Source organism: Pseudomonas chlororaphis (assembly GCF_001921865.1).
GTDB lineage: Bacteria > Pseudomonadota > Gammaproteobacteria > Pseudomonadales > Pseudomonadaceae > Aquipseudomonas > Aquipseudomonas chlororaphis_D.
In genome coordinates, this window is record NZ_MSCT01000009.1 from 507,160 (window position 1) to 518,323 (window position 11,164).

The following is an 11,164-nucleotide window of genomic DNA, read 5'->3' on the forward strand; positions in this document are numbered from 1 at the left end:
GGCCGACCCAGGGCGAATGCCTCGCGGCAGGTCGCCGATCGGCCGAACCGGGGGGCCTTCGTGCCCACACGCTTGGGGCCCGCACTATAGTGGAGGGGGTCGAACCAACGGGAGGCGGCCATGCGCCAGATCGTGAGCAAAGAACCGTGGTGGGCCGCGCCGCCGCAACCGGGCCAGGATGAGTTCGAGCTGGAGTGGGGCTGGCTGGTCACCTACAACGAGGGCGAGCCGCGCTTCGAATTCGTCAAGGAACGCCCCTCGGACCAGGAGATCCGCCAGCGCAAGGGCTGCCGGACCGCGCCGGCGTCCGAGTAGGTCGCCGGCGCTAGAACGTCGGCGGAGTAATCACCCAGATCACCACCGCGTCGACCTCGCCGGGGTTGCCGTAGCGGTGGGGTTCCTGGCTGGAGAAGCTGAAGCTGTCGCCTTCGTTGAGCTGGAAATAACGCTCGCCGACCCACAACTCGAAACGGCCGGACAGCAGGTAGCCGGCTTCCTCGCCCTCGTGGCTGTAGCTTTCCTGGCTGTAGGTGCCGGGGGGAAAACGCGAGTGGAGGATTTCCAGCTGGCGGTTGGGTTGCGGGGTCAGCAACTGGTCGACGATGCCGTCTTCGTAATGCACGCTCAGGCGGGTGTTCTTGCGCACCACGTAGCCGCTGTCCTGGGCGTCGGTGGCGGCTTCGCTGGCGAAGAACCACTGGATGGTCACGCCCAGGCTGCGGGCGATATTGAACAGCGCGGGAATCGACGGGTAGGCGAGGTTGCGTTCCAGCTGGCTGATGTAGCCGGCGGTGAGTTCGCTCATCTGCGCCAGGGCGGCCAGGGTCATGCCCCGGCGTTTGCGCAGGCCGCGGATCCGCGTGCCGAGAAAGTGCGGCGCCGCCGCGCCGTTCGCTGGGGCGGGCGCGTTGCTGGCGGGCGGCGTCGTGCTGCGGTTGCTCATGGCGTGCTCCGAACCGGGAAGGGGCCGACGCCTTGTCGCGCCGGCCGGACCTGAAGGCCCCGGAGTATAAACAGGCTCAAAGCCGCCAGGCGACTTTCAATCCCTCGTAAATCGCTTCTTCGGCGGTGCGCGGCGCCAGGCAGTCGCCGATGCGCTGGAATTCCACCTGGCCGTGCAGCTCGGCGCCGAGCGTGTCCAGCGGCTGATGGCCCTGGCACAGCACCAGGGTATCGACGTTCTCCAGCAGCATCGGCTCGCCGCTGGCGGTGTGTTGCAAATACACGGTGTTGTCGTCGCAGCCGTAGAGGCGGGCGTAGGGGGTGATGGCGATGCCCAGCTTGTGCAGCTCGCCGGCCAGTTGGTCGCGCACGTAGAGCGGCAGGTTTTCCCCGCAGTGGGTGCCGTTGACCGCCAGGTGCACCTGGTGCCCGGCGCGGGTCAGCTGTTCGGCGATGCCGGGGCCGATCCAGTCGCAACGCCAGTCGACCACCACCACCGAGCGCCCGGGCGTGACCTCGCCGCGCAGCACCTGCCAGGCGTCCACCACCTGCAACTCGCCACCGCGCTCGAAGGGCGGCCAGTAAGGCTCGGCGCCGGTTGCGACGATCACCACGTCGGGGCGTTCGCGCTGCACCAGGGCGAGGTCGACCCGTGTGTTGCGCACCACGCGCACGCCGGCCAGTTCCATCTCCCGTTGCAGGTTGGTGCTGGCGCCGCCGAATTCGCTGCGCCGCGGCAGCAACTGCGCGAGCAGGACCTGGCCGCCGAGCTGCGCGCTGGCTTCGTACAGCGTCACTTGATGCCCGCGCTGCGCCGCCACCGCCGCGGCTTTCATCCCGGCCGGGCCGCCGCCGGCGATCAGCACCCGGCGCGGCTTCAGGCTGGGCTGGAGGGTACCGAACGTGAGCTCGCGGCCGGTTTCCGGGTGCTGGATGCAGGAGATCGGCAGGCCCTTGTGGAAGTGCCCGATGCACGCCTGGTTGCAGGCGATGCAGGCGCGCACGTCTTCGGCGCGCCCGGCCGCGGTCTTGCTCGGCATCAGCGGGTCGCAGATCAGCGCGCGGGTCATGCCGCACACGTCGGCCTGGCCGCGGGCGAGGATCAGTTCGGCTTCCTGGGGCTGGTTGATGCGGCCGGTGACGAACAGCGGGATGTCCAGGCGCGCCTTGAAGGTCGCGGCGTCCCGGGCCAGGTAGGCCGCCTCGATGGCCATCGGCGGCACGATATGCACGGCGCCGCCGAGGGAGGCCGAGGTGCCGGCGACGATATGCACGTAGTCCAGTTCGGCCTGCAAGGCTTGCACGGCGGCCAGGGATTCGTCTTCGGTGAGGCCTTCGGGGTCGCGCTCGTCGGCGCTGATCCGCAAGCCGACGATGAACTGCTCGTCGGTGCTGGCCCGCACCGCGGCGAGGACTTCACGCAGAAAACGCAGGCGTTGCGCCAAGTCGCCGTTGTAGCCGTCGTCGCGGCGGTTGACCCGCGGGTTGAGGAATTGCGCCGGCAGGTAGCCGTGGCTGGCGACCACTTCCACGCCGTCCAGCCCGGCCTGGTGCAGGCGTCGCGCGGCGGCCGCGTAGCCGGCGACGATCTCGTCGATCAGCGCCTGGTCGAGGGCGCGGGGCATGACCCGAAAGCGTTCGTTGGGCACCGCCGACGCCGAATAGGCCACCGCCAGCAGGCCGTCGCTGGACTCCATGATTTCCCGTCCCGGGTGAAAGATCTGCGACAGCACCAGGGTGCCGTGGGCCTGGCAGGCCTGCGCCAGTTGGCGGTAGCCGTCGATGCAGGCGTCGTCGGTGGCCATCAGCACATGGGAGGTGTAGCGCGCACTGTCGTGGACCCCGGCCACCTGCAGCACGATCAGGCCGACGCCGCCCGCGGCCCGCGCCCGGTGATAGGCGATCAGCTGCTCGTTGACCTGGTTGTCGGTGGGCATCGAGGTGTCGTGCCCGCTGGACATGATGCGGTTCTTCAGGCGCTTGCCGCGGATCTGCAATGGCTCGAAGAGATGGGCGAAGGCAGGGCTTGAGGTCGACATGCAGGTACTCCAGCGGGCCGGAGCCGATAGGTTCGGCGTTATTGTTTTGCCGTATAGAAATTTACCAGTAGTAAAAAATCAACTTGTTTTTTTACTTGGCGTTGCAGTAATTTCGATTCGCGCCCAGCCCTGGGGCGAACCTCACAACAATAAAAACGGGCCGCGCCGGCACCTCGCCCAGGCGGCACCGCTACGAGGAACCAACGATGAAAGCCCATACCCTCAAGCATGCTGTTTGCCCCTTGTTGCTGTCCCTGCTCGCCAGCCTCGGCACCGCCCGGGCGGCGTCGGACATGGTGGTGGTCGGTTACGGCGGCGCCGGGCAGAAAGCCCAGGACGTGGCGTTCTTCCAGCCCTTCAGCGCCCGCGACGGCAGCCAGCTGATCCAGAGCGAGTACAACGGCGAGATGGCACGGATCAAGGTCATGGTCGACACCGGCAACGTCGATTGGGACCTGGTGCAGATCGAAGGCCCGGACCTGTTGCGCGGGTGCGAGGAGGGCCTGTACGAGCGCCTCGACTGGCAGGCCCTGGGCCGCCGCGACCAGCTGATCGCCGACGCGGCGCAGGACTGCGGCTCGGCCGCCCTGGTGTGGAGCGTGGCCATCGCCTACGACACCGACAAGCTGGCCCAGGGACCGGCGTCCTGGGCGGATTTCTGGGACGTGGCGAAGTTTCCCGGCAAGCGCGGCCTGCGCAAGCGCGCGGTGTACAACCTGGAGTTCGCCCTGCTGGCCGACGGCGTGCCGGTCGACCAGGTGTACGCCCAGCTCAATACGCCCCAGGGCGTCGACCGCGCGTTCGCCAAGCTCGACCAGCTCAAGCCCTACATCCAGTGGTGGGAAGCCGGGGCGCAGCCGGCCCAATGGCTGGCTGCCGGCGATGTGACGATGACCTCCACCTACAGCGGCCGCGTGGCCCAGGCGGCCCAGGGCGGCGCGCATCTGGCCCTGGTCTGGCCCGGCAGCCTGTACGGCATGGACTACTGGGCGATCATCAAGGGCTCCAGGCACCTCGGGCAGGCCCAGCGCTTCATTGCCTTCGCCAACCAGCCCGAGGCCCAGGTCAAGTACGTCGAGCAGATTCCCTACGGGCCGACCAACACCCAGGCCGCGGCCCGGCTCGACCCGCGCCTGGCGCAATGGGTGCCTACCGCGCCGCAGAACCTTACGGGCGCGCTGGCGATGGACGTGGGGTTCTGGGTCGACCATGGCGAGGAACTCGAAGAACGCTTCACCGCCTGGGCCAGCAAATAGCCGCTGGCGATCGTCGCTGGAGGCGTTGCGCGCTGTTGCTGTACAGTCGTTCAGCGCCGCCCCCCATCGATTGCCCCGAGGAGATTGCCCCATGAGCCAGGAAGCGCGTTTTTCCCGCATGGAACCGGAACTGCGCAAGGCCAACCTGATCGAGTCGACCCTGACTTGCCTCAAGCGCCACGGTTTCCAGGGCGCCTCGATCCGGCGCATCTGCGCCGAGGCCGGGGTTTCGGTGGGGCTGATCAGCCACCACTATTCGGGCAAGGACGAACTGGTGGCCGAGGCCTACCTGGCGATCACCGGACGGGTCATGAACCTGCTGCGCGAAGCCATGGCCCAAGCCGCACCGAATGCCCGGCAGCGCTTGTCGGCGTTCTTCAACGCGTCGTTTTCCGCCGAGCTGCTGGACCCGCAACTGCTCGACGCCTGGCTGGCGTTCTGGGGCGCGGTGAAGACCGCCGAGGCGATCAACCAGGCCCACGAGCACTCCTATGGCGAGTACCGCAACGAGCTGAGCCGGGTGCTGGGCGAGCTGGCGGCGGAGGAGGGCTGGGACGATTTCGACGCCGACCTCGCCGCCATCAGCCTCAGCGCCTTGCTCGACGGCCTCTGGCTGGAGTCGGGCCTCAACCCCGGAACCTTCACCCCGAGCCAGGGCATCCTCATTTGCGAAGCCTGGGTCGACGGCTTGCAGGCCGGCGCGCGCCAGCGCTTCCGGCGGCAGACAGAGGGCTGTTGATCGATCGTTCAGTAGTGGCTAACCTCTTGGCGCTGGCGCGGCAGAACCTCTAATAAGAAACGTCCAGGACAACCATCGATGACTCCTCGTGTATTGATCGTCGACGACGATCCGCTGATTCGCGAACTGTTGCAGGCCTACCTTTCCCAGGAAGGTTACGAAGTGCACTGCGCCGAGACGGCGGAGCTGGCCGAGACCTTCCTGGCGACCCACGCGGTCGACCTGGTGATGCTGGATATCCGCCTGCCGGGCAAGGACGGCCTGACCCTGACCCGCGAGCTGCGGGTGCGTTCGGAGGTGGGGATCATCCTCATCACCGGGCGCAACGACGACATCGACCGCATCGTCGGCCTGGAGTGCGGCGCCGACGACTACGTGATCAAGCCCCTCAATCCGCGCGAGCTGGTGTCGCGGGCGAAAAACCTGGTGCGCCGGGTGCGCCACGCCCGGGCCGAGCAGCCGCAGCCCGCGGCGACGCGGCCGGTCAAGCAGTTCGCCGCCTGGTCCCTGGACACCGACCGCCGACGCCTGATCGACCAGGCGGGCGGCGAAACCCTGCTGACCCACGGCGAATACCAGCTGCTTTGCGTGTTCCTGCGCAACAGCGGCCACACCCTGAGCCGCGACCAGTTGATGGACCAGATCCGCAACCGCGAATGGGTGCCCAACGACCGCTCCATCGACGTGCTGGTCGGCCGCCTGCGGCGCAAGCTGCACGACGACCCGGCCGAGCCGCAACTGATCATCACCATCCACGGTGCCGGCTACCTGTTCACCGCCAGCGTGGCCGCGTGAACGTTGGCCGGCGTTGGCTGGCGGCGCTGATGCTGTTGGTGGCCTGCGGCGCGGCGGCGGCCGAGCGCATCCGCTATTGCGATTATCCGGTGTACCCGCCGATTTCCTGGAGCGACGGCCGGCAGGTTCGCGGCCTGGCGCCGACCGTGGTCAAGCAGCTGTTTGGTGAGCTCGGCTACGAGGTCGAGATCGTCGTGCTGGGCAACTGGAAGCGCTGCCTGCTGGACGCCGCCGAAGGCCGGGTCGACGTGGTCCTGGCCTACAGCACCGAGCAGCGCGAACAGAGCATGCGTTTCTCCCGCGTGCCGGTGCTGCGCGAAGAAGTCGCGCTGTTCGTCAACCGCCGCCATCCGCTGCGTTTCGAGCATCTCGAAGACCTTGCCGGCTACCGTGGCGGGCTGTTGTTCGGGGAAAGCTACGGCCTGGAGTTCGACCGTTTCGTTGCCCGCCACCACAACATCGAATGGGTCTCCGACAGCCAGCAGAATTTCGGCAAGCTGATCCGCGGCCGCATCGACTTCATCACCCATGAGCGGCGCACCGGGCAACTGTTCGTCGAGCGCCTGCCGGGGGCCGAGGACATCGTCGCCTTGCCCACGGCCCTGAGCGTCGACTACCTGCGGGTCGCGGTGTCGCGCCGCTCGGCGCTGGCCGGGCGCATGGCGGACATCGACGCGCAACTGCAACGCCTGACCGACGCCGGGCAGATCGAGCGTTGGCTCAACGAAAGCGAGGCGACCTACCGCGACATGCTCAAGCTGCCGGCGGACGCGCGATGATCGGCCTGCGGCCCGGCGGTCTGCTGCGGCGCCTGCTGCTGTTCATCTTTCTGTTCAGCCTGTGCTTCACCGTGCTCGCCAGCACCGTGCAGCTGTATTTCGAGTACCGCCGGGAAATGCGCGAAATCGACGCGCGCATGGCGCTGATCCGCGACGGTTACCTGGCCAGCCTGGAACGCAGCCTGTGGGACTTGAACCAGGAGCAGTTGAATGTACAGCTGCGCGGCCTGGTGGACTTCTCCGACGTCGCCCGGGTGCGCCTGAACAGCCCGGATTTCAACCTGGTGCAAGGTACTCCCGAGCCGTCCGGGCCGCTGCGCATCGAGCGCTTCGAACTGGACTACCAGCCGCCCAGCGGCGGCCCGCGGCACCTGGGGCAACTGGAAGTCAGTACCGACCTGGGGGCGGTGCATCGGCGCCTGTACGCCACCGGGCTGGCCAGCCTGCTGTGGATGAGCGTGTTCCTCTGCGGCCTGGCGGTGGCGTTGTCGGGGTTGTTCTACCGGCTGGTGACCCGCCACCTGCAAGTCATGGCCGGGTTCGCCGGGCGCATCGCCGCCGGCGACTGGCACGAGCCGCTGCGCCTGGACAAGAGCCACCGCGGCGGCGAAGACGAAATCGACAGCGTGGCCCATGCCCTGGACGACATGCGCCGGGCGATTCTTGACGACATTCACCGCCGCGAAGCCGACCGCCTGGCCCTGCAGGACAAGCGCGACGAACTGCAGAAAAGGGTCGAGCGGCGTACCGCCAGCCTGATGCGCGCCAAGGACGAGGCCGAAGCCGCCAACCTGGCCAAGTCGCGGTTCCTGGCGACCATGAGCCACGAGCTGCGGACCCCGCTCAACGGCATTCTCGGCATGGCCGAACTGCTGCGCGGGGCACGCCTCGGCGAGCCCCACGGCAAGCGTCTCGAGGCCCTGTACAAGGCCGGCGAAGGGCTGCTCACGGTGCTCAACGAGGTGCTGTATTTCGCCCGGCTGGAGGAGGGCGAAAGCCACCCCGAAGCGGTGGACTTCTCGGTGCGGCAACTGCTCGACGAGGTGCTGACCCTGCTGGAACCGCGAGCCCTGGGCAACGCCACCGGCTTGCAGTGCCGGGTCGATCCGCAGGTGGCCGAGCGTTTGCACGGCGCCGAGCAGTTCCTGCGCCAGGTGTTGAGCAACCTGCTGGCCAACGCGATCAAGTTCACCCACGGCGGGCAGATCGAAGTCGCGGTCGAGGTGCTGCCGGGCGCGGTCTTGCCGGGCGCCCAGCGCCTGCGCCTGAGCGTCACCGACAACGGCATCGGCATTGCCCCGGCCTTGCAGGAAAAGATCTTCGAGCGCTTTACCCAGGCCAGCGAGGACGTGGCCCAGCGCTACGGCGGCACGGGTTTGGGCCTGGCGATCAGCAAGCACCTGGTGGAGCTGCTCGGCGGGCGCATCGGCGTCGACAGCGCAGTGGGGCGGGGCAGTCGTTTCTGGTTCGAGCTGGAATTGCAGGCGGCCAGCGCCGCCGTCGAACCGACGCTGGCGGACACCCCGGGGCCGGCGCTGGAGATTTTGGTAGTCGAGGACGTGGCGCTCAACCGCGAGGTGGCTCGCGGCCTGCTGGAGCGCGACGGGCATCGGGTGTGGCTGGCCGAGGAAGCCGAGCAGGCCCTGGCGTTGTGCGGCCAACGGCGTTTCGACCTGCTGTTGCTCGACGTGCACCTGCCGGGCCTCAGCGGCGTCGAGCTGTGCCGGCGCATCCGCGCCACGCCGGGGGCCAATCGCCAGAGCCGGATCTTCGCCCTGACCGCCAGCGTGCAACCGGCGCTGGTGCGCGGTTACCTGGAGGCCGGCATGCAGGGCATCCTGGCCAAGCCGCTGAAGCTGCCGGACCTGCGCCTGGCCCTGGCCGGGCACGCACCGCTGGCCGCGCCGGCACTCGACGACGGGGCCGTGGACTGGGGGTTGCTGGACACCCATCGCGCGCTGTTGGGCGCGCAGAAACTCAAGGGCCTGCTGACGGTGCTGCGCGACTCGCTGGTGCAGCACCGCACGGCGCTGGCCGACGCCATCGCCGCGGACGATTGCACCGAGGTCGCCCACCTGGCCCACCGCCTGGCCGGCAGCAGCGACTCCCTGGGCCTGCGCGCCCTGGCCCGGCTGCTGCGAACCCTGGAAACCGCGGCCCTGGCCAACGATCCGCACGCGTTGCGTGCGCTGGCGGCACCGCTGGAGGACGAGTCGCAACGGGCGTTGCAGACCCTGGAAGCCTTGCTTGGCGCCTGACGTACAAAATCCTTACGACTTTTTACATCTTCGATCTTTACGTTCAACGCGAACTTACATGGCTTTCCAATAATCCCTCGAACCGCGCCGCGCGCGGTCTTCGAAGCTTATTGGAGATAATAATAATGAACGACCGTAAAGCTGACCTTTCCCCGCGCCATGACGTCCTGTCATGCGCCGCGCACCTCACCGACCGCTGAGGTGCCGACATGAGCGAATCGATCGAACGCAAAGGCATCCACCTGACCCGGGCCCTGAAGAGCCGGCACATTTTCATGCTCTCCCTGGGCGGGGTGATCGGTACCGGGCTGTTCATGGGCTCCGGGGTGATCATCAACCAGGGCGGCCCGCTCGGGGCGATCCTGGCGTACCTGGTGGCGGGTTTCCTGATGTACCTGGTGATGGTCTGCCTCGGCGAGCTGTCGGTGCAGATGCCGGTGTCCGGCTCGTTCCAGACCCACGCCACGAAATTCATCGGCCCGGCCACCGGCTTCATGATCGGCTGGGTCTACTGGATGAGCTGGGCCACCACTGTCGGCCTGGAATTCACCGCCGCCGGGATGCTGATGGAACGCTGGTTCCCCGGCGTGCCGATCTGGTACTGGTCGGGCCTGTTCGTGGTGGTGCTGTTCGGCATCAACGCCCTGGCCACCCGCGCGTTCGGCGAGGCGGAATACTGGTTCTCGGGGATCAAGGTCGCGGCGATCCTCGGCTTTATCGTGGTCGGCCTGCTGGTGATCTTCGGCGCCATTCCGCTGGCCAGCGGCGCGCCGGCGCCGCTGATGAGCAACCTGATCGGCGACACGCTGTTCCCCAACGGCCTGTCGGCGGTGTTCGCGGTGATGATGACCGTGGTCTACGCCTTCCAGGGCTGCGAGATCATGGGCGTGGCGGCGGGGGAAACCGAGCAGCCGGAAAAAAGCATCCCGCGGGCGGTGCGCAACGTGGTGTTTCGTGTGCTGATTTTCTACGTGCTGGCGATTGTCGTGCTGTCGGCCATCGTGCCCTGGCAGCAGGCCGGGCTGATGGAGAGCCCGTTCGTCCAGGTGTTCGACATGGTCGGCATTCCCTATGCCGCCGACCTGATGAACTTCGTGATCCTCACGGCGATTCTTTCCGTCGGCAACTCCGGCCTGTACGCCTCGACGCGCATCCTCTGGGCCATGTCCAAGACCGGCATGGCACCGCAAAGCCTGTCGCCGCTGAGCAAGCGCGGGGTGCCGCTGCGCGCCTTGAGCATCACCCTGTGCTTCGCCCTGATTTCGCTGATGACCAGCTTTGTCGCCGCCGACACCCTGTTCATGGTGTTGATGGCGGTGAGCGGCATGGCCGGCACCGTGACCTGGATCGTCATCGCCCTGGCGCAGTACAAATTCCGCCGCGCCTATCTGCGCGACGGCGGCCAGCTCAGCGACCTGAAATACCGCGCGCCGTGGTTCCCGCTGGTGCCGCTGCTGTGTATCGGCCTGTGCTGCTCGCTGTTCGTGTTCCTGGCCCTGGACGAAACCCAGCGGCCGTCGCTGTACTGGGGCTTCGGTTTTATCGCCCTGTGCTACGGCGCCTACTACCTGGTGCAGCGCAAACGTCAGGTGGTACTGACGCCGACCGTGCCGGTGTAGCGCCTACCAGCGCAATTAAAAACGCGACAGGCCACTGTCGCGTTTTTGTTTGGGTTCGGTGTCGAGCATTCGACCTTATCGCGAGCAAGCTCGCTCCTACAGAGACGGCGCAGTCCCCTGTAGGAGCGAGCTTGCTCGCGATAGGCGCCGCAGCCGCCGCTCTCCCTGTAGCCAGTTGTGCAAAGTTGTAACGCGGCGCCGGCCACACACCGCGACTCAGAAAAATACCCCAATAAAAACAATGACCTAATGCCCGTTTACCGCTGTTACAAGGCCCCGGACCGCCAATTGTCGTCTTGCTGAACACTCGTTTAGTATCGGTTCCAAGTCGTCCCCCACCTCACGCCAAACACAAGAATTCGAGGCCCCACATGACTACTCCATCGTCGCTGCTCAGCCAGGTCGAAGCCGGCGTTGCCTGGATCACCCTAAACCGCACGGCCCAGCGCAATGCGCTGGATATTCCCACCCTGCAGAACCTCTCGGCGCTGCTCGATGCCCATGCCGCCGACCCGGCGGTGCGGGTGCTGGTGCTGACCGGCAGCGGCCGCAGTTTCTGCGCCGGCGCGGATCTGGCCGAGTGGGCCGAGGCCGAGGCCCGCGGCGCCCTGGAAAGCTACGGCTGGACCGAAACCGCCCATGCCCTGATGAGCCGCCTGCACCGTTTCGACAAACCGACCATCGCCGCGATCAACGGCACCGCGGTCGGCGCCGGCATGGACCTGGCCCTGTGCTGC

10 protein-coding genes are annotated in these 11,164 nt (G+C 67.3%); 8 read left to right on the top strand and 2 right to left on the bottom strand.

Features of this window, described 5'->3' with window-relative positions:
• Positions 1 to 120 precede the first annotated feature (120 nt).
• Positions 121 to 315: a hypothetical protein gene (locus tag BTN82_RS12325; RefSeq protein ID WP_075119386.1), complete on the top strand. Its 195-nt coding sequence runs from the start codon at positions 121 to 123 to the stop codon at positions 313 to 315.
• A gap of 10 nt (positions 316 to 325) precedes the next feature.
• Here BTN82_RS12325 and BTN82_RS12330 read toward each other — a convergent pair whose 3' ends face one another.
• Complete coding sequence (locus tag BTN82_RS12330) at positions 326 to 943, bottom strand: cupin domain-containing protein (protein WP_075119387.1); 618 nt, start codon at positions 941 to 943, stop codon at positions 326 to 328.
• Between the two features lie 76 nt (positions 944 to 1,019).
• Entirely contained in the window at positions 1,020 to 2,981 is a 1,962-nt protein-coding gene (locus tag BTN82_RS12335) for an FAD-dependent oxidoreductase (protein ID WP_075119388.1), read from the bottom strand.
• Positions 2,982 to 3,187: 206 nt separating this feature from the next.
• Between BTN82_RS12335 and BTN82_RS12340 the strand changes: the two genes are divergently transcribed.
• The 7 genes from BTN82_RS12340 to BTN82_RS12370 form a co-directional block, all read left to right on the top strand.
• The gene (locus BTN82_RS12340; protein ID WP_075119389.1) at positions 3,188 to 4,237 is read left to right on the top strand and encodes an ABC transporter substrate-binding protein; all 1,050 of its coding nucleotides are present in this window, start codon (positions 3,188 to 3,190) and stop codon (positions 4,235 to 4,237) included.
• A gap of 91 nt (positions 4,238 to 4,328) precedes the next feature.
• The gene (locus BTN82_RS12345) at positions 4,329 to 4,976 is read left to right on the top strand and encodes a TetR family transcriptional regulator C-terminal domain-containing protein (protein WP_075119390.1); all 648 of its coding nucleotides are present in this window, start codon (positions 4,329 to 4,331) and stop codon (positions 4,974 to 4,976) included.
• Positions 4,977 to 5,054: 78 nt separating this feature from the next.
• Entirely contained in the window at positions 5,055 to 5,771 is a 717-nt protein-coding gene (locus BTN82_RS12350; RefSeq protein WP_075119391.1) for a response regulator, read from the top strand.
• 29 nt (positions 5,772 to 5,800) lie between these two features.
• Positions 5,801 to 6,550 carry a substrate-binding periplasmic protein gene (locus tag BTN82_RS12355; RefSeq protein ID WP_075119392.1) on the top strand — a complete coding sequence of 250 codons (750 nt, stop codon included), beginning with the start codon at positions 5,801 to 5,803 and terminating at the stop codon, positions 6,548 to 6,550.
• Positions 6,547 to 8,808 (top strand): ATP-binding protein, encoded by a 2,262-nt coding sequence (locus tag BTN82_RS12360; protein ID WP_075119393.1) that lies wholly within the window; start codon positions 6,547 to 6,549, stop codon positions 8,806 to 8,808. Before BTN82_RS12355 ends, BTN82_RS12360 begins: the two co-directional genes overlap by 4 nt.
• A 209-nt stretch (positions 8,809 to 9,017) precedes the next feature.
• Positions 9,018 to 10,427: an amino acid permease gene (locus tag BTN82_RS12365; protein ID WP_075119394.1), complete on the top strand. Its 1,410-nt coding sequence runs from the start codon at positions 9,018 to 9,020 to the stop codon at positions 10,425 to 10,427.
• A 371-nt stretch (positions 10,428 to 10,798) separates the two neighbouring features.
• The coding region (locus tag BTN82_RS12370) for an enoyl-CoA hydratase/isomerase family protein (protein ID WP_148169520.1) at positions 10,799 to 11,164 on the top strand (366 nt) is incomplete at its 3' end.

Excerpts from the sequence above, each read along its gene's own strand:
- BTN82_RS12335 (WP_075119388.1), bottom strand. The coding sequence starts at position 2,981 with ATGTCGACCTCAAGCCCTGCCTTCGCCCATCTCTTCGAGCCATTGCAG.
- BTN82_RS12355 (WP_075119392.1), top strand. The coding sequence starts at position 5,801 with ATGCTGTTGGTGGCCTGCGGCGCGGCGGCGGCCGAGCGCATCCGCTAT.
- BTN82_RS12325 (WP_075119386.1), top strand. The coding sequence starts at position 121 with ATGCGCCAGATCGTGAGCAAAGAACCGTGGTGGGCCGCGCCGCCGCAA.
- BTN82_RS12365 (WP_075119394.1), top strand. The coding sequence starts at position 9,018 with ATGAGCGAATCGATCGAACGCAAAGGCATCCACCTGACCCGGGCCCTG.
- BTN82_RS12350 (WP_075119391.1), top strand. The coding sequence starts at position 5,055 with ATGACTCCTCGTGTATTGATCGTCGACGACGATCCGCTGATTCGCGAA.
- BTN82_RS12360 (WP_075119393.1), top strand. The coding sequence starts at position 6,547 with ATGATCGGCCTGCGGCCCGGCGGTCTGCTGCGGCGCCTGCTGCTGTTC.
- BTN82_RS12330 (WP_075119387.1), bottom strand. The coding sequence starts at position 943 with ATGAGCAACCGCAGCACGACGCCGCCCGCCAGCAACGCGCCCGCCCCA.
- BTN82_RS12345 (WP_075119390.1), top strand. The coding sequence starts at position 4,329 with ATGAGCCAGGAAGCGCGTTTTTCCCGCATGGAACCGGAACTGCGCAAG.
- BTN82_RS12340 (WP_075119389.1), top strand. The coding sequence starts at position 3,188 with ATGAAAGCCCATACCCTCAAGCATGCTGTTTGCCCCTTGTTGCTGTCC.